The sequence below is a fragment of the Pseudoxanthomonas helianthi genome (assembly GCF_017939625.1).
Taxonomy (GTDB): domain Bacteria; phylum Pseudomonadota; class Gammaproteobacteria; order Xanthomonadales; family Xanthomonadaceae; genus Pseudoxanthomonas_A; species Pseudoxanthomonas_A helianthi.
Window position 1 is genome coordinate 812,461 of record NZ_JAGKTC010000001.1, and the last position, 24,056, is coordinate 836,516.

General features: G+C 67.2%; 16 protein-coding genes. 13 read left to right on the forward strand and 3 right to left on the reverse strand.

Annotated features, from left to right (window positions below; genetic code table 11):
• The first annotated feature begins 21 nt into the window (after positions 1-21).
• The 11 genes from J5837_RS16330 to J5837_RS03765 all read left to right on the forward strand — a co-directional run bounded on the left by J5837_RS16330 (position 22) and on the right by J5837_RS03765 (position 13,913).
• The gene (locus tag J5837_RS16330) at positions 22-2,391 is read left to right on the forward strand and encodes a glycoside hydrolase family 95 protein (protein ID WP_244755598.1); all 2,370 of its coding nucleotides are present in this window, start codon (positions 22-24) and stop codon (positions 2,389-2,391) included.
• 116 nt (positions 2,392-2,507) lie between these two features.
• Positions 2,508-3,263 carry an SDR family oxidoreductase gene (locus tag J5837_RS16335; RefSeq protein ID WP_342345498.1) on the forward strand — a complete coding sequence of 252 codons (756 nt, stop codon included), beginning with the start codon at positions 2,508-2,510 and terminating at the stop codon, positions 3,261-3,263.
• A gap of 16 nt (positions 3,264-3,279) precedes the next feature.
• Positions 3,280-4,122, forward strand: coding sequence for a fumarylacetoacetate hydrolase family protein (locus J5837_RS03725; RefSeq protein ID WP_210535365.1), 843 nt, complete (start codon positions 3,280-3,282; stop codon positions 4,120-4,122).
• On the forward strand, positions 4,119-5,420 hold the full coding sequence (locus J5837_RS03730; RefSeq protein WP_210535366.1) for an L-fuconate dehydratase: 1,302 nt from the start codon (positions 4,119-4,121) through the stop codon (positions 5,418-5,420). Before J5837_RS03725 ends, J5837_RS03730 begins: the two co-directional genes overlap by 4 nt.
• 34 nt (positions 5,421-5,454) lie before the next feature.
• A complete protein-coding gene (locus J5837_RS03735; protein ID WP_210535367.1) occupies positions 5,455-7,203 on the forward strand; it encodes an alpha-L-fucosidase in 1,749 nt (582 codons plus the stop codon).
• Positions 7,200-8,063 (forward strand): L-fucono-1,5-lactonase, encoded by an 864-nt coding sequence (locus tag J5837_RS03740; protein WP_210535368.1) that lies wholly within the window; start codon positions 7,200-7,202, stop codon positions 8,061-8,063. The genes J5837_RS03735 and J5837_RS03740 overlap by 4 nt, the downstream gene beginning before the upstream one ends.
• Positions 8,063-8,839 (forward strand): SDR family oxidoreductase, encoded by a 777-nt coding sequence (locus J5837_RS03745; protein ID WP_210535369.1) that lies wholly within the window; start codon positions 8,063-8,065, stop codon positions 8,837-8,839. The genes J5837_RS03740 and J5837_RS03745 overlap by 1 nt, the downstream gene beginning before the upstream one ends.
• 1 nt (position 8,840) lies before the next feature.
• Positions 8,841-11,087 (forward strand): alpha-N-acetylglucosaminidase, encoded by a 2,247-nt coding sequence (locus J5837_RS03750; RefSeq protein WP_210535370.1) that lies wholly within the window; start codon positions 8,841-8,843, stop codon positions 11,085-11,087.
• A gap of 9 nt (positions 11,088-11,096) precedes the next feature.
• Complete coding sequence (locus J5837_RS03755; RefSeq protein WP_210535371.1) at positions 11,097-11,435, forward strand: L-rhamnose mutarotase; 339 nt, start codon at positions 11,097-11,099, stop codon at positions 11,433-11,435.
• Between the two features lie 18 nt (positions 11,436-11,453).
• Positions 11,454-12,692 (forward strand): L-fucose:H+ symporter permease, encoded by a 1,239-nt coding sequence (fucP, locus tag J5837_RS03760; RefSeq protein WP_210535372.1) that lies wholly within the window; start codon positions 11,454-11,456, stop codon positions 12,690-12,692.
• Between the two features lie 72 nt (positions 12,693-12,764).
• Positions 12,765-13,913 (forward strand): alpha-hydroxy acid oxidase, encoded by a 1,149-nt coding sequence (locus J5837_RS03765; protein WP_210535373.1) that lies wholly within the window; start codon positions 12,765-12,767, stop codon positions 13,911-13,913.
• A 19-nt stretch (positions 13,914-13,932) separates the two neighbouring features.
• Here the strand turns inward: J5837_RS03765 and J5837_RS03770 are convergent, their stop codons facing one another.
• Both J5837_RS03770 and J5837_RS16530 read right to left on the reverse strand, forming a co-directional pair.
• Positions 13,933-14,694 (reverse strand): FadR/GntR family transcriptional regulator, encoded by a 762-nt coding sequence (locus tag J5837_RS03770; protein WP_210535374.1) that lies wholly within the window; start codon positions 14,692-14,694, stop codon positions 13,933-13,935.
• 70 nt (positions 14,695-14,764) lie between these two features.
• Positions 14,765-15,865, reverse strand: a complete 1,101-nt coding sequence (locus tag J5837_RS16530) for an alkaline phosphatase family protein (RefSeq protein ID WP_210535375.1) — start codon at positions 15,863-15,865, stop codon at positions 14,765-14,767.
• Between the two features lie 211 nt (positions 15,866-16,076).
• On the opposite strand from J5837_RS16530, the gene J5837_RS03780 reads away from it, so the two are divergent.
• Together J5837_RS03780 and J5837_RS03785 are read left to right on the forward strand one after the other, a co-directional pair.
• The gene (locus J5837_RS03780) at positions 16,077-17,438 is read left to right on the forward strand and encodes a Gfo/Idh/MocA family protein (RefSeq protein ID WP_210535376.1); all 1,362 of its coding nucleotides are present in this window, start codon (positions 16,077-16,079) and stop codon (positions 17,436-17,438) included.
• Positions 17,439-17,538: 100 nt separating this feature from the next.
• On the forward strand, positions 17,539-19,836 hold the full coding sequence (locus J5837_RS03785; protein ID WP_210535377.1) for a family 20 glycosylhydrolase: 2,298 nt from the start codon (positions 17,539-17,541) through the stop codon (positions 19,834-19,836).
• A 64-nt stretch (positions 19,837-19,900) separates the two neighbouring features.
• Here the strand turns inward: J5837_RS03785 and J5837_RS03790 are convergent, their stop codons facing one another.
• Positions 19,901-24,049 carry a GH92 family glycosyl hydrolase gene (locus J5837_RS03790; protein ID WP_210535378.1) on the reverse strand — a complete coding sequence of 1,383 codons (4,149 nt, stop codon included), beginning with the start codon at positions 24,047-24,049 and terminating at the stop codon, positions 19,901-19,903.
• Positions 24,050-24,056: the final 7 nt, after the last annotated feature.

Sequence of the window (24,056 nt, forward strand, 5' to 3'; positions counted from 1 at the left end):
TGGACCATTACCGGAGTCACGATGCCGCCGTTCATTCGCGTCCTGCTTGCCATCGCCCTGCTCGGATCCGCCGCGGCCCGCGCCGACGAGAACCTGACGCTGCGCTACGCCGCACCCGCGCAGGACTGGGAAAGGCAGGCGTTGCCGATCGGCAACGGCGCGATGGGCGGCATGGTGTTTGGCGACCCGGCGCACGAACGCCTGCAATTCAACGAAAAGACCCTGTGGACCGGCGGCCCCGGCGCACCGGGCTACACCTACGGCAACTGGACGGCGGCGCGACCGGGTGCGATCGACGACGTACGCCGCGAAATCGAAAGCCACGGCAAGGCCGACCCCGAATGGGTCGCCAAGCGGCTGGGCAACAAGCCAGTATCGTTCGGCGCCTACCAGACCTTCGGCGACCTGCATTTCGATTTCGAAGGTGTCGATGCCAAACCCGAAAGCTATCGACGCACGCTGGACATCGGGGATGCCATCGCCGGCGTCGCGTTCCGCAGCGGTGGCGCGAACCATGCCCGCGAGTACTTCGCCAGTTATCCGGACCACGTCATCGTCGCGCGCTTCGCCGCGGACCAGCCGCGGCAGGTGTCGTTCGCACTGCGCTATGCCTCGCCGCGCCAGGACTATCGCGCCGATGCGACCGGCGACCGGCTGACCGTGCGCGGCAAGCTGGCCGACAACGGCCTGGTGTTCGAAGCGCAGGTCCGCGTGCTGGCGCAGGGCGGTGAAGTCGTTGCCGGCGAAGACGGGATCTTGCGCGTGCGCAATGCGGACAGTGTCGTCGTGCTGCTGGCCGCCGGCACCGATTACGCCCTCGCCTATCCGAAGTATCGCGGCAAGGACCCGCATGCACGCCTCGCGGCGGACATCGACCGTGCCGCGGGCAAGGGCTTCGACGCCCTGCGCGCCGCGCATGTAGCGGATTACCGCAAGTTGTTCGACCGCGTCGCATTGCAGGTCGGCCAGCGCATGCCGGACAAGCCGACCGACGCGCTGCTGAGGGCGTATCCCAGCGGCGATGCCGGCGCCGACCGCGCGCTGGAAGCGCTGTATTTCCAGTATGGCCGCTACCTGCTGATCGCCTCGTCGCGCGCGGGATCGCTGCCGGCCAACCTGCAGGGCGTGTGGAACCACAGCACCACGCCTCCGTGGGATTCGGACTACCACGTCAACATCAACCTGCAGATGAACTACTGGCCGGCGCCGACCACGAACCTGGCCGAAACCGCCGAGCCTTTCCTCCGCTATGTCGAAGCGATGCGCGCGCCGGGCGAAATCACCGCGCGCGAGATGTTCGGCGCGCCGGGCTGGGTGCAGCAGACCATCACCAATCCCTGGGGCTACAGCGGGGTGATCGACTACGCGTGGTCGTTCTGGTTGCCGGAAGCCGGCGCATGGCTGATGAACCAGGCCTACGACCAATACCGTTTTTCACCGGATACGAAATCGCTGCGCGACAACCTGTATCCACGACTGAAAGGCGCCAGCGAATTCTGGCTGGCCACGCTGCACGTCGATCCGCGCGACGGCAAGCTGGTCGCCTCGCCCAGCTATTCGCCCGAGCACGGCGAGTACACCGCCGGCGCGGCGATGTCGCAGCAGATCGTCGCCGAACTGTTCGCGAACACGCTGGAAGCGGCAGGCGCGCTGCACGTCGACGACGCGTTCCGCCACCGGCTGCAGGCGGCGCTGGCGAAGCTGGACCCCGGCCTGCGCGTCGGCCGCTGGGGCCAGTTGCAGGAATGGAAGGAAGACATCGACGACCCGAAGGACGACCACCGCCACGTCTCGCACCTGTACGCATTGCATCCGGGCGCGGCGATCCGCCCGCTGCGCAATGCCGCGCTGGCCGACGCCGCGCGCACCAGCCTGCGCGGCCGCGGCGATGCCGGCACCGGCTGGAGCAAGGCCTGGAAGGTCAACTTCTGGGCGCGCCTGCGCGATGGCGACCATGCGTTCAAGATGCTGGGCGAGCAACTGGTGCACAGCACCCTGCCCAACCTGTTCGACAGCCACCCGCCGTTCCAGATCGACGGCAACTTCGGCGCCACCGCGGGCGTGGCGGAAATGCTGCTGCAAAGCCAGGCCGGCGAGATCGACGTACTGCCCGCCCTGCCCTCGGCCTGGCCCGACGGCGAGGTGCGCGGCCTGCGCGGGCGCGGCGACGTGACCGTGGACATTCGCTGGCAAGCGGGCCGTGCCGCAGAAATCAGGCTGCGGGCGAACCGTGCGGGCACGCTGGCGGTACGCAGCGACCTGTTCGAGGACGGCGCGTTCGAGCTTCGCGATGCCTCCGGCGGCGGACCGGTGAAATTGCGCCGCGAAGGCCAGCGCATCGAGTTCGAGGCCCTCGCGGGACATGCCTATCGCGCCGCCCGCCGCCGCTGAAGGCCTGCGCGCCGTTCCAATTTACCCCCGACCCCACTAACATTGGTCCAACCGCTGGACCAATTGTTTCGCGAGAAAGTACCGGCCCCGCATCGTGGCCGGAAGGAGCCAAGATCGTGCGTCTGCAAGGAAAACGAGCCCTGATCACCGCGGCCGCGCAGGGCATCGGCCGCGCCACCGCGCTGGCTTTCGTCCGCGAAGGCGCCCAGGTCGTGGCCGCCGACATCAACGAGGCGGCGCTTGCCCAGCTGCAGGAAGACGCCGGCGAACGCCTGCGCCCGCTGCGCCTGGACGTGACCGACGCCGAGGCCGTGCGCGCCCTGCCCACGCAGCTCGGTCCGATCGACGTGCTGGTCAACGGCGCCGGTTTCGTGCACGACGGCAGCATCCTCGATTGCGACGAGGACGCCTGGCGCTTCTCCTTCGACCTCAACGTCACCGCGATGTACCGGCTGATCCGCGCGTTCCTGCCGGGCATGCTCGAACGCGGCGGCGGCTCGATCGTCAACATCGCTTCGGTCGCCTCCAGCATCAAGGGCGTGCCCAACCGCTTCGCCTACGGCGCCAGCAAGGCCGCGGTGATCGGCATGACCAAGGCGGTCGCCGCCGACTTCGTCGCCCGCGGCATCCGCTGCAACGCGATCTGCCCGGGCACCGTGGATTCGCCGTCGCTGCGCCAGCGCATGGCGACCATGGCCGCGAGCCGCGGCACTTCCTTCGAAGACGCCTACGCCAGCTTCCTCGCCCGCCAGCCGAGCGGACGCCTGGGCACGCCGGAGGAAATCGCCGCGATGGCGGTGTACCTGGCCAGCGACGAATCGACCTTCACCACCGGCACCACCCAGATCATCGACGGCGGCTGGATCAACTGACTTTGCAGGAACCGAAATGAAGCTGTTGCGCTATGGCCCCAAGGGCCAGGAAAAACCCGGAATGCTCGACGCCGAAGGCCGCATCCGCGACCTGTCGGGCGCGATCGCCGACCTCGCCGGCGATGCGCTGTCGCCCGAATCTCTGGCGCGGCTGCGCAAGCTCGATCCGGCCGCGTTGCCCTTGGTCGAGGGCACGCCGCGGATCGGCGCCTGCGTCGGCGATGTCGGCAAGTTCATCTGCATCGGCCTGAACTACGCCGACCATGCCGCGGAAACCGGCGTGGCCATCCCGGCCGAGCCGGTGATCTTCAACAAGTGGACCAGCGCGGTGTGCGGGCCCGACGACGACGTCGAGATCCCGCGCGGCTCGCTGAAGACCGACTGGGAAGTGGAGCTGGGCGTGGTGATCGGCAAGCCCGGCCGCTACATCGACGAAGCGGATGCGATGGACCATGTCGCCGGCTACTTCGTGGTCAACGACGTGTCCGAACGCGCCTTCCAGCTGGAAGGCACCGGCACCTGGGACAAGGGCAAGGGCTGCGACACCTTCGGGCCGATCGGCCCATGGCTGGTGACCGCCGACGAAATCGCCGACCCGCACGCGCTGCGCATCTGGCTGGAAGTCGACGGCCATCGCTACCAAGACAGCAACACCAACCAGATGGTGTACCGCATCCCGCACCTGGTCAGTTACCTGAGCCGCTTCATGAGCCTACAGGCCGGCGACGTGATTTCCACCGGCACCCCGCCCGGCGTCGGCCTGGGCCTGAAGCCGCCGGTCTACCTGCGCGCAGGGCAGAAGATGCGCCTGGGCATCGACGGACTCGGCGAACAGAACCAGCGCACGGTGGACGCATGAGCACGACTCCTTACGACATCCGCATCACCGGCATGCAGGTCCACGACCTGCGCTTCCCCACGTCGAAGTCGCTCGACGGTTCGGACGCGATGAATCCGGATCCGGATTATTCGGCCGCCTACGTCATCCTCGAAACCGACCATCCCACCCTGCGCGGCCACGGCCTGACCTTCACCATCGGCCGTGGCAACGAGATCTGCTGCGCGGCGATCGAGGCGATGCGCCACCTCGTGGTCGGGCTGGAACTGGACTGGGTCGCCGCCGACATGGGCCGCTTCTGGCGCCACGTCACCTCCGACAGCCAGCTGCGCTGGATCGGCCCCGACAAGGGCGCGATGCACCTGGCCACCGGCGCGGTGGTCAACGCGGTATGGGACCTGTGGGCCAAGGCTGCTAGCAAGCCGGTGTGGCGGCTGGTCGCCGACATGACGCCGGAAGAACTGGTGCGCTGCATCGACTTCCGCTACCTGACCGACGCGATCACCCCGGACGAAGCGCTGCAACTGCTGCGCAAGCAGGCCGCCGGCAAGGCCGAGCGCATCGCCACGCTCGAGCGCGAAGGCTATCGCTGCTACACCACGTCGGCCGGCTGGCTGGGCTACAGCGACGAAAAGCTGCGCCGCCTGTGCCAGGAAGCCGTCGACGCCGGCTTCGACCACATCAAGTTGAAGGTCGGCCGCGACCTCGAGGACGACATCCGCCGCCTGCGCATCGCCCGCGAAGTGATCGGGCCGGAGCGCAAGCTGATGATCGACGCCAACCAGATCTGGGAAGTCGGCCAAGCCATCGAATGGGTGCGCCAGCTCGCCTTCGCCAAGCCGTGGTTCATCGAGGAACCGACCAGCCCCGACGACATCGCCGGTCACCGCACGATCCGCGAGGCCATCGCCGCCGACGGGGTCAAGGTCGCCACCGGCGAGATGTGCCAGAACCGGGTGATGTGGAAGCAGTTCATCACCGGCGGCGCGGTCGACGTGGTGCAGATCGATTCCTGCCGCGTCGGCGGGGTCAACGAGATCCTCGGCGTGCTGCTGGTTGCGGCCAAGCACGGCCTGCCGGTGTGCCCGCACGCCGGCGGCGTGGGCCTGTGCGAATACGTGCAGCACCTGTCGATGATCGACTACGTGTGCGTCGCCGGAACCCGCGAGGGCCGGGTGATCGAATACGTCGACCACCTGCACGAACATTTCCTCGACCCGTGCACGATCCGCGACGCCGCGTACATGCCGCCGACCCAGCCGGGTTTCTCCATCGAGATGAAGCCGGATACGCTGCGCGACTATCGCCACGGCGGATAATCGCGCGGGGCTCCCGATGACGACGGTGACGATCATGCAACGCCCCTTCCCGCCGACGCGCCGCCTCGCCGCGATGGCCCTGTGCCTGCTGGCCGCCGCGTGCAAGCCCGCGCCGCAAACGCCAGCGCCCGCGCAACCGGCTCCGATGCAGGCAGCGCCTGCCGCGAAGATCGACGAAGCCGAACGCCTCGCCCGCTGGCAGCGGCTCGGCTACGGCATGTTCGTGCACTGGGGCCTGTATTCCGAACTCGGCGGCGTCTGGCAGGGCAAGCCGGTGACCACCGGCTACTCGGAACAGATCCAGGGCTGGGCGAAGATCCCGGAAGCCGACTACGCCAAGGTCGCCGAACGCTTCGCCGCGCCGAAGTTCGACGCGGACGCGATCTGCGGCCTGGCCAAGCAGGCCGGCGCGCGCTACATCGTGGTCACCAGCAAGCACCACGACGGCTTCGTCATGTTCGACACGAAGTCGACCGACTACAACATCGTCAAGCGCACGCCGTTCGGCAAGGATCCGCTGAAACTGCTGTCGGCCGCGTGCCGCAAGGCCGGCCTCGGCTTCGGCGTGTATTTCTCGCTGGTCGACTGGCACGCCGGCCATACGCCGGAAACCGATCACAACAGCAATCCGATCCCGGCGTCGATGGAGCCGCTGATCGAACAGCAGCTGCGCGAACTGATGACGAATTACGGCCCCATCACCGAAGTGTGGTTCGACATGTCGGCGCCTACCCCCGAACAGAGCCGCAAGTTCGCCACCATCATGCGCGAACTGCAGCCGCAGGCCGCGATCAACGGCCGCATCTGGAACAACGCCGGCGACTTCGTCACCCTCGGCGACAACGAAGCGCCGCCGCCATCGATGCAGCCGCCGTTCGAAGTGCCGGCGTCGATCTACCACGCCACCTGGGGCTATCGCAGCTGGCAAGCGCGCGACGACCTGCCCGGCAAGGTGCGCGAACTGACCCGCGGCCTGGTCCAGGCGCGTGCGGCCGGCGGCAACTACCTGCTCAACATCGGCCCGATGGGCGACGGCAGCGTGGTGCCGTTCGAAGCCGACGTGCTGCATGGCATCGGCGCCTGGCTGCAACGCCATCCGCAAACGATGCAGGCGAAGCCCAGCGGTTTGCCGCCGCAGCCCTGGGGCGCGACGATGCGCGACGGCGACGCGCTGTACCTGTACGTGCACGACTGGAAGGCGGGGCCGTTGCGTGTCGCCGGGCTCGCCAGCGATCCGTCGGAAGTGCGTATCGACGGCGGCGATGTCCTCAAGTGGCATCGCGACGGCAACGATCTGCTGATCGACCTGCCGGCGAACGCGCCGGATACGGTACTGCCGGTGCTGCGCGTCGCCCTGTCCGGGCCGCTGCAGGCAGTGCCAGTGCAACCGGTCGTGGCCGCAGACGATGGAAGCTGGAAGATCGCTTTCGAGCAATGGCGCGCCGGCAACAGCTTCGCCTTCGGCAGCGGCTACCTGACCCAGGCCACGACCACGGTGTCACTGGATGCCGATGTCGCTTCGACGCAGGCGCAACGCGTCGTCCTGAAACTGGTCGGCGCCCGCGCGCGCGCCGATCGCCGCTATCGCGTCGCCATCGGCGGCCATGCCGTCGAAGTGCCCGGCGCCGAGCTGGCGACGGGAACCATCGGTCCGTTCGAGCTGCCGGCGTCGCCAGCGACGAGGCTGGAAATCCGCCTCGCCGACCCCGCCTATCCGGCCGAAGACCTCGGCCTGGACTTCGATGCCGCCGAACTGCGGCCGGCGGGCGCGGCATCTCCATGATGCGCATCGACGCGCACCAGCATTTCTGGCGCTACGACGCGGACGCTTATCCGTGGATGGACGCCGGCATGGGCGTGCTGCAACGCAACTGGCTGCCCGCCGACCTGCGCCCGCTGCTCGATGCGCAAGGCATCGACACCTGCATTGCCGTACAGGCGCGCGCGGAGGAAGCGGAAACCGATTTCCTGCTGCAACTCGCCGACGAGTACGACTGGATCGCGGCCGTGATCGGCTGGGTCGACCTGCGTGCCGACGATCTCGATGCGCGGCTCGCGCAATGGAGCGGTCGCGCGAAGCTCGCCGGCTTCCGTCACCTGCTGCAGGACGATCCGGATGTCGCCGCGACGCTGGCCGACCCGGCGTTCAACCGCGGCGTGGCTGCGTTGCAGGCGCGCGGCCAGGTTTACGAAGTGCTGGTGCGTGGCGCGGACCAGCTGGCGCTGGCACCCGTTTTCTGCGCTCGCCACGACCGCCACTGGCTGGTACTGGATCATCTCGGCAAGCCCGCCATCGGCGGCGATGGCGACGCTGCATGGCGCAAGGCGCTGGCTGAGGTCGCGGCGCTGCCGCACGTCGCCTGCAAGCTGTCGGGACTGGTGACCGAAGTGGCCGGCGATCGCGTCGATGCCGATGCAATCCGCCGTTATCTCGACACGGCACTGGAACTGTTCGGCCCGCAACGCCTGCTGTTCGGCTCGGACTGGCCGGTATGCCTGCTGCGCGCGGACTACGCCGAAGTCGCCGCCATCGTCGCCGGCTGGTCGCAGGCGCTGTCCACCGACGAACGCGCCGCCCTGTGGGGCGGCAACGCGGCGCGCTGCTATGGTCTGCCGCGCGAAGAAACCACGAGGAACGACTGATGGACCTGGAACTGCGCGACAAGACGGTGATCGTGACCGGCGGCGGCGCCGGCATCGGTGGCGCCATCACCCTGGCGCTGGCGCGCGAAGGGGCGGTCCCGGTGATATTCGGGCGCAGCGCGCTGCACCCCGACTTCGAGCAGGCGCTGCGCACGCTGCAGCCGCGCGCGCGCTTCCGCCAGCTGCACATGGAGGACGAGGCCGCCTGCCGCGCGGCGGTGCAGGCGACGCTGGACGAATTCGGCGCGCTGCATGGCCTGGTCAACAACGCCGGCGTCAACGACGGCGTCGGCCTCGACGCTGGCCGCGATGCCTTCGTCGGTTCGCTGGAAAAGAACCTGGTCCACTACTACGTGATGGCGCACCTGTGCGTCGACGCGCTGAAGGCCTCGAAGGGCGCCATCGTCAACGTGTCGTCGAAGACCGCGCTGACCGGACAGGGCAATACCAGCGGCTATTGCGCATCGAAGGGCGCACAGCTGTCGCTGACCCGCGAATGGGCTGCGGCGTTGGCCGACGACGGCGTGCGGGTCAACGCGGTGATCCCCGCCGAAGTGATGACGCCGCTGTACCAGTCGTGGCTGTCCACCTTCCCCGATCCGCAGGCCAAGCTGGACGACATCGTCCGCCACATCCCGCTGGGCAAGCGCATGACCCGCGACGACGAGATCGCCGACACCGCCGTGTTCCTGCTGTCCGCGCGCGCCAGCCATGTCACCGGGCAATGGCTGTTCGTCGACGGCGGTTACACCCACCTCGACCGTGCGCTGACCTGACATGCGCGCGAGTCCGCCGGCGAATCCCGAACGCCGCCGCCTGCTCAAGGGCGCCGCGCTGTCGGGCATCGCCATCGCCGGCGTGCGCTGGTGGCCGGAAGCCCGCGCCGCGATCGACGGCGAAGCCGATGTACGGCCCCTGCGTGATGCGCTCGGGCGACTGTTGCCCGATCATGCGGAACAGATCGTCTGGCAGCCAATCGCCACGCACGATGGCATCGACCGTTTCGAGATCGATCGCGATCGCGACCGCCTGTTGATCCGCAGCAACCGCGCGCTGTCCGGCCTCGCCGGCCTGCACTGGTACCTGAAGTACGTCGCCGACGCGCACCTTTCCTGGACCGGCACGCAGCTCGACCTGCCCGCGCGATTGCCTCTGCCGGCTCGGCGCATCGCGATGGCCGCGCAATTGCCGCACCGTTACCTGCTCAACGATACGGACGACGGCTATTCCGGCCCGTACCGCAACTGGAACGACTGGGAACGGCTGCTGGACCTCGCGGCCTTGCAGGGCACCACGGCAATGCTGGTCACCGTCGGCCAGGAAGCCGTCTACCACCGCCTGCTGCAGGAGTTCGGCTATAACGATGCGGAACTACGCGCGTGGATCCCGGCGCCGGCGCACCAGCCATGGTGGCTGTTGCAGAACATGTCCGGCTTCGGCGGCCCCGTGTCGACGCGATTGCTGGACGAGCGCATCGCCCTGGGCCGGAAGATCTGCCGTCGCGCCCGCGAACTCGGCATCGAACCGGTGTTCCCCGGCTACTTCGGCACCGTGCCCGGCGGTTTCGTCGAACGCAATCCCAAAGCGCGCGTCGTACCGCAGGGCGAATGGGTCGGTTTCGAACGACCCGACTGGCTGGACCCGACCTCGCCGCCGTTCGCCGACGTGGCGGCTGCGTTCTATCGCCACCAACGCGAGTTGTTCGGCGACGCTCGTTTCTTCAAGATGGATTTGCTCCACGAAGGCGGCAAGCGCGGCGATGTGGACGTGCCGGCCGCATCGCGCGCGGTGCAGCAGGCGTTGGAACGCGCCCATCCCGGCGCATGCTGGGTGATCCTCGGCTGGCAGAAGAATCCCGCCGCCGAAGTGCTGCAAGGCGTGGATCGCGAACGCATGCTGATCGTCGACGGCATCGGCGACCGGTACGCGCCCGCGCCGGATCGCGAGCGCGACTGGAACGGCACGCCGTACGCCTTCGGCTCCATCGCCAACTTCGGCGGCCACGTCACCTTCGGCGCGAAGGCGAATGCGTGGGTAGAACGTTTTCACGCCGCGCGCCGCAAACCGGGCAATGCGCTGCGCGGCATCGCCTGGATGCCCGAGGGCGCCTACCGCGATGCCGCGGCGATGGAGCTGTTCAACGAACTGGCCTGGCGCGAAACGCCCATCGACGACCTGCCTTCGTGGTTCGCGCGCTATGCGCGGTTCCGCTACGGCGCGGCCGACGCGCATGCCGAACGCGCCTGGCGTGCGCTGGCCCAAAGCGTCTACCAACTGAAGACCGACGAGTACAGCGAACCGCCGGATAGCCTGTTCTGCGCGCGGCCGGCGCTGGATACCGCGACTGCGGCGAAATGGTCGCCGGAATCGGTTCCGTACGATCCGCAGCAGGTGATAAAGGCGTTGCGCGAGCTGTTGCAGGTGACCGAGTCCCTGCGCGGCAGCGACGCCTACCGCCTGGACCTGGTCGACGTCGCCCGCCAATGCCTGGCCAACCACGGCCGCGCCCTGCTGCCGCGGATCGCCGAGCGCTACAAGCAAGGCGATCGCGACGGTTTCGCGAAACTCTCCGCGCACTGGCTCGACTGCATGCGCCTGCAGGATCGATTGCTCGCCACGCACCCGCACTTCCTGCTCGGTCCATGGCTGCGACAGGCGCGCGCAGCCGCGAAGGACGAAGCCGAGCGCATCCAGTTCGAATACGACGCGCGCAGCATCCTGACCGTGTGGGGACCTCGCCCGGCGGCGGACCAGGCGGGGCTGCGCGATTACGCCAACCGCGAATGGGCGGGCATGGTTGGCGGCCTGTACCTGCAACGCTGGCAACGTTTCTTCGCCAGCCTCGAAATCTCGCTGGAAACCGGTGCCAAGCCTGAACCGATCGACTGGTTCGCGACGGAAGACGAGTGGGCGCACGGCCGCGAGGACTATCCGATCACCGCGAGCGGATCGTCGCACGCGCTCGCTGGCGAAGTGCTGGCCCTGCTCGATGCCTGGCCGGATGCGGCCAGGCCCACTGCCTAGGAACAGACCATGCGCCATTGCCTTGCGCTCGATTTGAAGGACGACCCGGCGCTGATCGCCGAGTACGAACGCCATCACCGCGAAGTGTGGCCGGAAGTGCTGGTCCATCTGCGCGAGCACGGTGTGCGCGAGCTGGAGATCTTCCGCCTCGGCACGCGCATGGTGATGGTGATGGACACCGACGATGCCGTGTTCGATCCCGCGCGCATGGCCGCGGCCGAACGCGACGACCCGCGCCTGCGCGCGTGGGAAGACCTGATGTGGAAGTTCCAGGCGGCCACGCCGTGGACGCCCGCCGGCGCCAAATGGACGCCGATGCAGAACATCTTCCGCCTGACCGACGCCTGACCTTCCGAGGAACCCGCGATGCCGACGCTGCCCGCTTCCCCGCAATCCGCTCCCGCGCCCGCCGCGGGCGGCAACCTGCGCCTTGCCTTCGTCCTGGTCACCAGCCTGTTCTTCCTGTGGGGCTTTTCCTATGGCCTGCTGGATGTGTTGAACAAGCATTTCCAGGAAGCATTGCACGTCACCCGGGCGCGCTCAGGTTTCCTGCAGATGGCCTATTTCGGCGCCTACTTCCTCATGGCCCTGCCGGCTGCGTGGCTGATGCAACGGCGCGGCTACAAGTTCGGCATCCTGTTCGGGCTGGGACTGTTCGCGGCCGGGGCACTGCTGTTCATTCCCGCGACCGCGCGGCTGGATTTCAACTTCTTCCTGTTCGCGCTGTTCGTGATCGCCTGCGGCGCGGCCTTTCTGGAAACCGCGGCCAATCCGTATGTCACCGTGCTCGGCGATGCATCGAGTGGGGCGCGCAGGTTGAACTTCGCCCAATCGTTCAACGGATTGGCTTCGTTCCTCGGCCCGCTGGTCGGCGGGGCGCTGTTCTTCAAGGGTTCCGGTGCCGGTGCGGCGCACGCCGGTTTCTCCGGCGTGCAGGGCACCTATGTCGCCATCGCCATCGTGGTGGTCTGCCTGGCGCTGCTGATCCTGCGCACGCCGATGCCGGACATCCGCGAGCGCGATTCGGAAGATGCAATCGAGGCAGGCCCGTCGCTGCTTGCGCAACCCCATTTCGTCGGCGCGGTGATCGCGCAATTCTTCTACGTCGCCGCACAAGTAGGCGTCAACGCCTATTTCATCAACTACGTGACCGAACAGGTCGGGGTGACCTCGCAGGCCGGCGCCTATCTGCTGGCGGCGCCGATGCTGTGTTTCGTCGTCGGCCGCTTCTTCGGCACCGCGATCATGGGCAAGATCCGTCCGGTGCAGCTGCTGATCCTGTACGCCGTCATCAACGTGGTGCTGACGCTCATCGTCGCCGCGGGACTGGGCTGGATCTCGGTCTTCGCCCTGGTCGCAGTCTCGTTCTTCATGTCGATCATGTTCCCGACCATCTTCGCGCTGGGCGTGGAAGGCCTGGGCACGAAGACCAAGCGCGGCGCCAGCTTCATCGTCATGTCCATCGTCGGCGGCGCGCTGCTCCCGCCGTTCATGGGTTGGGTGGCGGACCACCACGGCACGCACATCGCCTATCTGGTCGCGACCGCATGTTTCATCGTCGTCGCGATTTACGGCATGTTCGCGCGGCGGCATCCTTTGGGCTGAGGCTTCCGCCCCGCTCGGCCGAATCGCCCGTCATGGGCCGCGGCCGCCTACACAAAACCGTATCGTAAAGCCATGCGCCTCGACGATTGCCACAACTTCCACGACTTCCGCCGCATGGCGCAACGGCGTTTGCCCGGCCCGATCTTCGATTACATCGACGGCGCGGCCGAGGACGAGACGACCTACCGGCGCAACACCGCGGCGTTCGAGCGCTGCGACCTGGTGCCCAACGTATTGCGCGGCGTGGAGAACGTCGACCTTTCGGTGACCGTGATGGGGCAGAAGCTCGCCCTGCCCGTGTACTGCTCGCCAACCGCGCTGCAACGCCTGTTCCATCACCAAGGCGAGCGCGCGGTCGCCGCGGTGGCGGGCAAGTACGGCACCCTGTTCGGAGTTTCCTCGCTCGGCACCACCAGCCTGGAGGAAGCGCGCCGGCTTTGCGGCGGCGGCCCGCAGTGCTACCAGTTCTACTTCCACAAGGACCGCGGCCTGAACCGCGCGATGCTCGAACGCGCCCAGGCCGCCGGCGTCGAAGTGATGATGCTCACCGTCGACAGCATCACCGGCGGAAACCGGGAGCGGGACAAGCGCACGGGCTTCTCGATTCCCTTCCGGCTCAATCTCGGCGGACTGCTGCAATTTGCGCTGAAGCCGTCCTGGGGCATCGACTACTTGATCCGTGAATCGTTCCGGCTTCCGCAACTCGACGAGCACGTCGACATGAGCGGCGGCGCCATGTCGATCGGCCGGTATTTCACCGAAATGCTCGACCCGGCCATGGATTGGGAAGACGTAGCCGAAATGGTCCGGCTCTGGAACGGGCGGTTCTGCCTCAAGGGCGTGATGTCGGTGGACGATGCGCGACGCGCGGTCGATATCGGCTGCAGCGGAATCGTGCTGTCCAACCACGGAGGCCGTCAGCTCGACGGTTCGCGCTCCGCGTTCGATCAGCTCGCCGAAGTCGTCGATGCGGTCGGCGACCGCATCGACGTGATGATCGACGGCGGCGTGCAACGCGGCACCCACGTGCTCAAGGCCTTGTCGCTGGGCGCGAAGGCCGTCGGCCTGGGTCGCTATTACCTGTTCCCGCTCGCCGCCGCGGGCCAGGCCGGCGTCGAACGCGCGCTGGAGCTGATGCGCATCGAACTGGAACGCGACATGCGGCTGATGGGCTGCACCTCGATCGATCAGTTGTCGCGCGGGAACCTGCGCTTCCGCTGAAAGATCGCGTCGCGAAACCTCAGCCGCGCTGCTCGCGCGAGAAGATCCGGATCACCGAATCCAGGTGCGTACGCATCGCCTTGCGCGCCGCCGCCGGTTCGCGCGCGCAGATCGCATCGACGATGGCGCGGTGCTCGTCCTCGGAACGGTGCGGCATGTCGCGCGGGGTATACAGCTCCTGCATGCGCTGGAACATCGCGCCGTACTTGTGCCCCAGCAGGTGGCGGATCAGCAACGCGTAGGCGGGATTGCCGCTGGCGTCGGCGATGCGCACGTGCAGCAGGCGATCGCCCGGGTGGGTGGTGGAACCGGCCTCATTGTCGGCCTTGTTCTGCTCGTAGGCTTCGCGGATGCCGGCGAGTTCCTCGTCGCTGGCGTTCTCGGCGGCCAGTGCCGCGGCCTCCGGCTCGACCAACCGGCGCGCCTGCAACAGGGAGAACGGCGGCACTTCCGCATCGAAATCCGGCTCGACAGACAACTCGGGATCCAGCTCCCATGGCGCGCTGCGCGCGGCTTGCGACAGCACGCCCGCTTTCGCGGCGCCGGGGGCGGCATCGATCACCTGCACGCCATCGCCCACCTTCACCCGCACCAGCCCGATCACTTCCAGCGCGATCAGCGCCTCGCGCAACGAAGTGCGGCTGACCCCGAACTGTTGCGACAGCTCGCGCTCGGCCGGCAGATAACTGCCGGGCGGGAATTCGCCGCTCTCGATCATGCCGCGCAACTGGTCGGCGATCTGCTGGTAGAGGCGGCGGCTGCGGATGCTCTGGACGGGCATGGTGTCGTGGCTTGGGGGTTTGCGGCGTGACGCGCCGCGCTGATCGAAAGTATAGGGCCTGCGCGCCTTTCTATTTGGCCCGCGGGGACATTGGAATGGGCGGATAGGCCTGCGGTTCGAGCGCGCTGAAATCCAGCCCGAACGCCTGCGCCACGGTCGCCGCGACCTGCCCCTGCTTCAACGGCGCGGCGTCGCGCCACTCCCCGCGACGCACGGCGTCGGGACCGGCGATGGCGATCCAGATGTCCTGTGCGCCTTCGACGTCGGCGCCGTGGTCGGTCCAGTCCTTCATGCCGCGGCCGCGGCCGTGGTCGGTGGTGACGATCAACGTGGTGTTGCCGCGGTACTGCGGTTGCGATTGCAGCCAGGTCCACAGTTCGCGCAGGAAGGCATCGGTGTCGTGCAGCGCGCGCAGCACCAGTTCGTAATTGCCGGCGTGCGACCACTCGTCGGTATCGCCCAGGCCCACGTACAGCAGGCGCGGCCGCTCACGCTGCAGGTAGTCCAGGGCGAAGGCCTCGGTGAACGCATCGAAACGTTCTTCGGTCCAGGCCAGCGCCTTGTCCTGCATCGCGTCCAGCCGGCGCACGCCGGGATCGGGCGACTTGTAGGCCATGAAGCCGGCGTTGACGAAGATCGAACCGGGCCGATGCTCGGGAATCACCTCGAAGCGGTCCCACGACCCGAACGCAGCGACCTGGCCCTGCGGCAGCTTGAGGCGTTCGCGGACGAACTCCAGCACGGTCGGGAACGGATTCTGGATGTGGTCGTTGCTGTCGATGGCCTCGTCGCGCGCACGCCCGGTCAGCAGTTCGGCATAACCCGGATAGGAAAAGCGCATCGTGTTGCCGACCTGCACGCGGCTGCCCAGCGCGGCGTTGCCGGCGATGGAGCCGTGTTCGCGCATCAGCGTGCCCCAGAAGAACGGCATCAGCTTCTCGCGCCGCGCCTGCGGCGTGTCGGCGCCGTAGCGGCGGTACAGCGGGTCGTCCGCGAGCTGCTTGCCCTTGCCCAAGCGGCTGCGCAGCAGGTCCACGTCCAGTCCGCCGAAGATTTCCTGGGTACGCACGCCGTCCAGCGTGACCAGCACCACGTTGCGATGCGGACGCGTGTCCGCATCGGCTGCGTTCGCGGTGCAGACCGGCAACAACAGGGCAATCGAAAAGACCACGCGCAACCATCTTTCGTTCTTTCGCATACGCGAAAAAAGCCTGTTTTCCGCCATTTTCGCTTGACCCTCGACGTGCATCGCCCTAGCCTTCCCAATGGTTGGACCATTGCATTCTTGGCCGCGTTCCCTCGCCTGTCAACGCGAAGGAATCCCCGTTCCGGCGCGGCCTTCCCCTGTCACGCCTTCCACCTTCCTGCACGGAGCTTCTTCGATGAAACGCCGCGAATTCCTCCAGACCGGTGCCGCCCTAGGCGCGCTCGCCCTTGCGCCGGCCTTCAACGCGCTGGGCAAACCGCGCGACCGCCTGCGCGTGGCCATGATCGGCACCGGCCTGCGCGGGCAGTCGCAACTTGGGCCGCTGCTCAGCCGCGGCGACGTGGAGCTGGTCGCCATCGCCGATACCCAGCAGGTGATGCTGGACCACACCCTGGCGATCATCGACAAGACCGGCCGCAAGCGTCCGAAGGTGTACGGCGGCAACGGCGACAAGAACGCGTGGAAGGCGCTGCTGGCGCAGAAGGGCATCGATGCGGTGCTGATCTGCACGCCATGGGAATGGCACGCACCGATGGCGATCGCGGCGATGGAGGCGAAGGTCGCGGTCGGCTGCGAAGTGGTCGCCGGCATCACCCTGCAGGACCACTGGGACGTGCTGCGTGCGCAGCAGCGCACCGGCACGCCGTACATGCTGATGGAGAACGTCTGCTACCGCCGCGACGTGATGGCGGTGCTGCAGATGGTCCGCGCCGGGCTGTTCGGCGAACTGATCCACATGCAGGCCGGCTACCAGCACGACCTGCGCGGGGTGAAGCTCAATTCCGGCAACCCGAACGAGCCCTACGACAGCGGCGTCGAATTCGGCGAGAAGGGCTTCTCCGAAGCGCAGTGGCGCACCCAGCACTCGGTCGACCGCAACGGCGAGCTGTATCCGAGCCATGGCATCGGGCCCTGCGCGATGTACGCCAACATCCATCGCGGCAACCGCTTCACCCACATCAATGCTTTCGCGACCAAGTCGCGCGGCCTGCACGACTACATCGTCAAGAATCCGAAGGGTGGCCCCGACCATCCCAACGCCAAGGTCAAGTTCAAGCTCGGCGACGTGGTCACCACCACGCTGCGTTGCGAGAATGGCGAAACCATCCTGCTGCAGCACGACACCTCGCTGCCGCGGCCGTATTCGCTGGGCTTCCGCGTGCAGGGCACCGACGGCCTGTGGATGGACCTGAACAAGTCGATCCACATCGAAGGCAAGAGCCCGCCGCACAAGTGGGAAGACGCGCAGAAGTACTACGACGAATACGACCACCCGCTGTGGCGCAAGTACGCGGACAAGGCCGCTGGCGCCGGTCACGGCGGCATGGACTGGTTCGTCGTGCACGCCTTCGTCGAAGCGGTCAAGGCCGGTGCGCCGATGCCGATCGATATCTACGACGCGGTGGCCTGGAGCGCGATCACCCCGCTGTCCGAGCAGTCGATCGCCGAGGATTACCGCACGCTGCCGTTCCCCGACTTCACCGAAGGCAAGTGGAAGGACCGCAAGCCGATCTTCGCCTTCGACGACCGTTACTGACCTTGGTTCGACACTTCTGCTTTTGCATTTGTCCGTCATCCCGGCGAAAGCCGGGATGACGAAGCATTTTTGAAACTTTGAACAAGCCCCAAGGAAACCCATGCGCCGCATCCTCTTCGCCTTGTTGTGCTTTTCCCCCGCGCTCTCTTACGCACAGGCCACCACCTCGCAAAGCCTGGGCCTGTTGCCGCAACCCGAACACGTCGAACTGCGCGAGGGCCGCTTCCAGCCTGCGGCCGAAGCCAGCGTTTCCGTCAGCGGCGTCCAGGGTGCCGAGGCGCGCGACCTGGGCGAACTGGCGACGTCGATCCTGCATGAGGCCTGGGATGTACCGGTGAAGGCGCAACGCGGCGACAAGCCCGCGACGCTGAGCCTGCAACTGCGTCCCGACGCGCAGGCCAACAGTGAAGGCTATTCGCTGGAAGTCGATGCGCAAGGCCTGCGCCTGTCCGCGCGGACCGCGGCCGGCTTGTTCTACGGCCTGCAGACGCTGCGCCAGCTGGCCAAGCCGGGCAGCCGCGAAGCGGGCATTCCCGCGCTGCGCATCGACGATGCGCCGCGCTTCGGCTATCGCGGCCTGATGCTGGACTCGGCGCGGCACATGCAGCCGCTCGACTACATCAAGCGCCATCTCGATCTGATGGCGCGCTACAAGTTCAACACCCTGCACTGGCACCTGACCGACGACCAGGGCTGGCGCCTGGAGATCAAGCGTTTTCCGAAGCTGGCCAAGATCAGCGCCTACCGCAAGGAGACCATCGTCGGCCGCAACTTCGATCCCTACGTCGGCGACGGCAAGCCCTATGGCGGCTACTACACCCAGGCGCAGGCCCGCGAGATCGTCGAATACGCGAAACAGCGCCACATCACCGTGATTCCGGAAATCGACATGCCCGGGCACATGGTCGCCGCACTGGCCGCATATCCGGAGCTGGGCTGCACGCCGGGTCCGTTCGAAACGCTGACCATCTGGGGCGTGTCCGACGACGTGCTGTGCCCGAGCGAGCAGACCTTCGCGTTCGTCACCGGCGTGCTGGCCGAAGTGATGCAGGTGTTCCCGTCGAAGTACGTCCATGTCGGGGGCGATGAAGCCCCGGTCGTGCGCTGGCAGCAGAGCGCACTGGCACAGGAGATCATCCGCCGGGAGAAGCTGAAGGACGAACACGCACTGCAAGGCTGGTTCCTGCGCCGGGTCGAGAAGTTCGTCAACGCGAATGGGCGCAAGATCATCGGCTGGGACGAGATCCTCGACGGCACGCCTTCGCGCACCGCCACGGTGATGTCGTGGCGCGGCATGGCCGGCGGCATCAAGGCCGCGCAGCTCGGCCACGACGTGGTGATGTCGCCGACCGACTATGCCTACCTCGACTACTGCGAAGGCAAGCCGCCGCGTGAGCCGGACTGCATGGTCGGCTACTTGCCGCTGAAGCAGGTGTACGCGTTCGAACCGGTGCCGGCGTCGCTGACCCCGGAACAGGCCAGGCACATCCTCGGCGGGCAGGCCAACCTGTGGACTGAGTATGTGACCAGCACCGAACAGACCGAGGCGAAATACTGGCCGCGCGCGCTGGCCGTGGCCGACGTGACCTGGGCGCCGAGCGCGGCGCGCGACTGGAACGGCTTCCAGCAACGCATGGGTGCGCAACTGGCGACGCTGGACCGGCTGAAGGTCCACTATCGCATTCCCGAAGTGCGCGGACTGGAAGCCGACGTGCTGAGCCTGCAGCCGAAGACGACGCTGGCGCTGTCCACGCCGATTCCGGGCGCGACGATCCGCTACACCACCGACGGCAGCGAGCCGACCGCGCAGTCGCCACAGTACACCGGCCCGATCGAACTGGCGCTGGTACCCACGGGCACCCAGGTCAACGCGCGCGCCTTCCTCGCCGACGGCCGCAGCAGCGTCGTCTCCAGCGCGAATTTCCGCCAGGCGACATTGCGCCCGGCGGCGAAGGTCGATGCGCGCAAGCTGCAGGCCGGCCTGAACCGCCGCTACTACGAAGGCAGCGTGCTCAAGGTGGCCGGACTGGAGACATTGCCCGTGGTGCGCGCCGACGTCGCGCCGGCCATCGCGATCCCCGAACAGGCGCGCCCGGAAGCCTTCGGCCTGCGCTTCGACGGCTACCTGCGCGTGTCGGCCGATGCGATCTATCGCTTCGTGCTGGACAGCGACGATGGATCGGTGCTGCGCATCGACGGCGAAACCGTCATCGACCGCGATGGCGGCCGCAGCCCCGGCGAGTCGTACGGCAGCGCCGCGTTGTCGGCCGGCCTGCATCGCATCGACCTGGACTATTTCCAGGGCGGTGGCGGCCGCTCGTTGGGCCTGAAGATCGGTCGTGAAGGCGAAGCGCCGCAAGCGGTCGCGGCTGACGCGCTGTTGCACGCGCGCAACTGATCCAACACGCGATGTGGGAGCGGGCAGGGCCCGCTCCTACGAGAAGAGCCGTTCAAGGTTCGGCCTACCTCAGCGGCACGTCGTAAAGCGTTTCCAGCGGCGGCTGGAAGCGGAAGCTGTAATGCCACCACTCCATCGGATAGTTGCTGAAGCCCTGCGCATCCATTGCCTTGAGCAGCAACTGGCGATTGGCACGTTGTTCGGCGCTGACTTCCGCCGAATCGGTGTTGGCGCGGGTGCCGAAGTAGTCGAAATCGGTACCCATGTCCAACGGTTTGCAGTTGGCGCCGCGCGCATCGCACTTGAGTACGGTGAGGTCGACGGTGCCGCCGCGGCTGTGGCCTGATACCGGCGCGATGTATTCGCCAAGCAGCTTCGACTTGTCCAGGTCCGGGTAATGCGCGGCCTTGGTGCGCTGGTCGTCCAGGTCGGCTGCCCAGCGCACGAAATGGGCCACCGCACGCGCGGGGCGGTAGCAGTCGAACACGCGCAGGCGCATGTGCCGTTCGCGCAGCGCCGCATCCACCCGCGCCAGGGCCTCGGCCGCTTCGCGCTTCAGCCAGCAGCGCGGGGCTTCGTAGCCATCGACCGGCGCACCGACGAAGTTGTCGCTGCCGGCATAGGCGATCGACTGCGACATGTCCGGCACCAGGCTGCGGATATCGGCCATGCCCGCCTGTTCCATCGTGGTCGCGTCCGAAATGCGGGGTGTCTTGTCCGCTTGCGCAGACATCGGCGCACCGAGCAGCTCGATTTCGGCCAACGAGAACCGCGTCGGATCGCTGGCCGCGCTGACGACCAGTCGGTACTGGCGATAGCTGGCGGGCGAAGCCAATCGGAACGGACGCGTATAGCGCGTCCATTCGAAGGTCTCGCCGTTGCGGCGATCCAGCGTTTTCCAGTCCTTGCCGTCATCGGATCCTTCCAGCGTCCATGCAGTCGGATGGCCGCTGCTGTTGCCCGAAGTCAGCGTATAGAAACTCACCGCTTCGGCCGGCTTCTTGTCGAAAACATAGACCACCGATACCGGCGATTTGGCGGAGAAGACCGATTCGGTCCCCGAAGTATCGTCGAACAATGCACCCGCCTTCACGCCGGGAACGCTGCTCGAAGCAATGCCCCGACCCGGGCCGGTGAGATCGGCCAACGGCGCGGCGGGCGCATCGCCGGCGGTCAGCGACGGCGGCAGCGCTGCGGCATCACGTCCCCACGTGCCGGGTTTCGCCGACATCCTGAACTCGACCTCGCCGCCTTGCGCGAGCAGGCGATGCGGAATGAAAGTCCTGTCCCATGCCTTGCCGTTCACGGTGAGACCGGCGACGTAGATGTTTTCGCGGCTGTTGTCCGGCGCGCTGATCACCAGCTTCTTCCCGTTGTCCAGCCGGACGGTCGCCCTGGTGAACAGCGGCGAGCCGATCACCAGGTTCTCGCTGCCCATCTGCAGCGGATAGAAGCCCAGCGCGGCGAACAGCCACCAGGCCGACGACTCGCCGTTGTCCTCGTCGCCGGGATAGCCCTGGCCGATCTCCGAACCGATGTACATCCGCGCCAGCACTTCACGCACGATTTCCTGCGTGCGCCACGGCTGCCCGGTGTACAGGTACATCCACGGCACGTGGTGCGCGACCTGATTGGAGAAACCCCACTGACCCATGCGTATGTCGCGCGCTTCGACCATCTCGTGGATCACGCCGCCATAGGAACCCGGATGGCCCGCGGTTTCCGGCGTGGCGAAGTACGCATCCAGCTTGCGCGCCAACGCATCGCGGCCGCCGTACAGATTGGCCAGGCCCTGGCCATCGTGCGGGGCGAGAAAGGCGAAACCCCAGCCATTGGTTTCGGTGTAGTCGTGCTCGTGGCCCCAGACTTCCGGGTTGTAGTCGCGGGCCGGCGACTTCCACTTGCCGTCGAGGGCACGGCCCTGGAAGAAACCGATCGCCGGATCGAACATGCGCACGTAGTTGAGCGCACGGTTGCGGTAGTAGGCGCTTTCCGCTTCCAGCCGTTCGCGCGCGACCGGCGGCGCCGGATCCTTCGCCATCGCCGCCAGCATGTTGGCGATGCCGTAGTCGTTGATGTAACCCTCCAGCGCCCACGACACGCCTTCGCCGACCGAGCTCGGGGTGTAGCCGATGAACGGCGCGACCTCCATGCCCTTGCGGCCGACGTTGTCGTTCGGCGGCACGACGGCGGCGTTCCTGATCGTCGCACGGTAGAGCGCGGCGGCATCGATGCCGGCCACGCCCTTCACGTAGGCATCGGCGAAGGATGCATCCGAACTGGTGCCGGTCATCAGGTTGGCATAGCCCGGCGATGACCAGCGCGGCACCCAGCCGCCGTCGCGGTAGTGCTGCAGGAAGCCGTCGACCATCTCCGCGGCCTGGCGCGGCGCCAGCAACGATTGCGCCGCCCACACCGTGCGATAGGTATCCCAGAAGCCGTTGTTGACGTAGACCTTGCCAGCGGCGATGGCTGCGCCGGTCTTCGTCTCGGTCGTGCCTGGCGGGATGTCCTTGCTGGCGGAGGACTGCACCGCATGGCGCCAGACCGGGGCCGCGTTGCTGCCGGTATTCTCGTGCGCCGAGTTCGGATACAGGAACAGCCGGTACAGGTTGGAATACAGCGTGGTCAGCTGATCCGGCGTGGCGCCGTCGACCTCGATCACCCCCAGCTTCTCGTCCCACGCGCGCTGCGCCCGCTCACGCACGTCGTCGAAACCGTCCTGGTCGGCGATTTCCAGTTCGAGGTTGCGCCTGGCCTGCTCGACGCTGATCAGCGAAGTGGCGATGCGCATGCCGACGCTGCGCTGCGGGCCGGCCTCGAAGCGGAAGTAGCCCGCCACCTTGCTGCGCTTGCCGCCTTTCGGCCCATCGGTGGCGACCAGCTTGCCGCCGGCCGTTACCGGGCGGTCGAACTTCGCATAGACGAACATGCGGGCCGCGCCGTTGGACAAGCCACTGCGCGTGTCGGTGTAGCCGGTCAATTCGCCGCTTTGGGGCGAGAGGGTCAAACCGCCCTGGTCGGTGACGTTATCGAAGATCAGGCTCGCGTCATCGCCGGGGAAAGTGAAGCGGAACATCGCGGCATGGTCGGTCGGCGCGATTTCGGCGACGATGCCGTTGTCCAGCTTGACCTGGTAGTAGTGCGCGCGTGCGATCTCGTTTTCGTGGCGGAAAGCCACGGCGCGTTCGGCACGATTGGCGCTGGGCACGCCGCTGGCCAGCGACGGCATGACCTGGAAGGTCTGGCGATCGCCCATCCACGGGCTGGTTTCGTGGCTCAGGGCGAGCGCTTCCAGCTTCGGCCGGTTGTTCTCGTCGTTGCGCCTGGCGTATTCGTAGAACCAGCTCAACGAACCGGCGTCGGTGACCGGCGCCCAGAAGTTGAAGCCATGCGGCATTGCCGTGGCGGGGATGTTGTTGCCGCGCGAGAAGTCGCCGCTCGAATTGGTGCCGCGGGTGGTCAGCACGTGGTCGCTGGGACGCTTCGACGGGGCGGAACGTGCCACGTGGGCAATGCTGCCGTCGAAGATACTGATGTCGTCGATCCAGCCGCGGAACGCGCTGGGCCCGAACGGACTCTGGTAGCCGACCAGGATCTGGTCGATGGTCTTGCCCGCGGCCACCTCGCCGATGCGCGACTGCAGATGGTTCCACTGCTGCGTGTACAGCGACTTCGAATCGCCCTGCCCGCGCGGCGACAGCACGAAACCGTGCTGGTCGCGTGCACCGAGATCGGACAGCCGCGTGCCATCGGTGAAATGCAGGTCGATCGCCACGTAGGTCGCCGGATAGCGTTGATCGGCCTCTTCGAACTGCGGGAAGACTTGATAGGACAACTCGGTCGCGGCGGTGACCGGGATGGAGACATCGAACAGTTTCGTGTCCGCACGACCACCGGCGGAGGCTGTCGTCTTTCCGGAATATCCCAGTGCATGCACCCCGGTGAACCCGACACGGGGGCGTGCGGTATACGCGGTCTCGGGACCATCGCCCGCACGGACATCGAGACTCGCATCTTCGGCACGCTCCGCCGGGCCTTCGCCGACCTGCGGTTCGCCGGTTTCGAAGGATGTCCAGAATCGGGGTGTCGACGGAGCTGGCGCTGCCCGGCCCGGCGCTTCGGCTTGCGTCGCGCAGGCGGCCAGCGCGGTGGCGAGGACGGCAACCGTCAGCACTCGACGATGCGTGGAGAACAACGGTACGGAAACCATGGCTTCT

Coding starts and splice junctions, on each gene's coding strand:
- J5837_RS16330 (WP_244755598.1), top strand. CDS start 22: ATGCCGCCGTTCATTCGCGTCCTGCTTGCCATCGCCCTGCTCGGATCC.
- J5837_RS03725 (WP_210535365.1), top strand. CDS start 3,280: ATGAAGCTGTTGCGCTATGGCCCCAAGGGCCAGGAAAAACCCGGAATG.
- J5837_RS03730 (WP_210535366.1), top strand. CDS start 4,119: ATGAGCACGACTCCTTACGACATCCGCATCACCGGCATGCAGGTCCAC.
- J5837_RS03735 (WP_210535367.1), top strand. CDS start 5,455: ATGCAACGCCCCTTCCCGCCGACGCGCCGCCTCGCCGCGATGGCCCTG.
- J5837_RS03740 (WP_210535368.1), top strand. CDS start 7,200: ATGATGCGCATCGACGCGCACCAGCATTTCTGGCGCTACGACGCGGAC.
- J5837_RS03745 (WP_210535369.1), top strand. CDS start 8,063: ATGGACCTGGAACTGCGCGACAAGACGGTGATCGTGACCGGCGGCGGC.
- J5837_RS03750 (WP_210535370.1), top strand. CDS start 8,841: ATGCGCGCGAGTCCGCCGGCGAATCCCGAACGCCGCCGCCTGCTCAAG.
- J5837_RS03755 (WP_210535371.1), top strand. CDS start 11,097: ATGCGCCATTGCCTTGCGCTCGATTTGAAGGACGACCCGGCGCTGATC.
- fucP (WP_210535372.1), top strand. CDS start 11,454: ATGCCGACGCTGCCCGCTTCCCCGCAATCCGCTCCCGCGCCCGCCGCG.
- J5837_RS03765 (WP_210535373.1), top strand. CDS start 12,765: ATGCGCCTCGACGATTGCCACAACTTCCACGACTTCCGCCGCATGGCG.
- J5837_RS03770 (WP_210535374.1), bottom strand. CDS start 14,694: ATGCCCGTCCAGAGCATCCGCAGCCGCCGCCTCTACCAGCAGATCGCC.
- J5837_RS03780 (WP_210535376.1), top strand. CDS start 16,077: ATGAAACGCCGCGAATTCCTCCAGACCGGTGCCGCCCTAGGCGCGCTC.
- J5837_RS03785 (WP_210535377.1), top strand. CDS start 17,539: ATGCGCCGCATCCTCTTCGCCTTGTTGTGCTTTTCCCCCGCGCTCTCT.
- J5837_RS03790 (WP_210535378.1), bottom strand. CDS start 24,049: ATGGTTTCCGTACCGTTGTTCTCCACGCATCGTCGAGTGCTGACGGTT.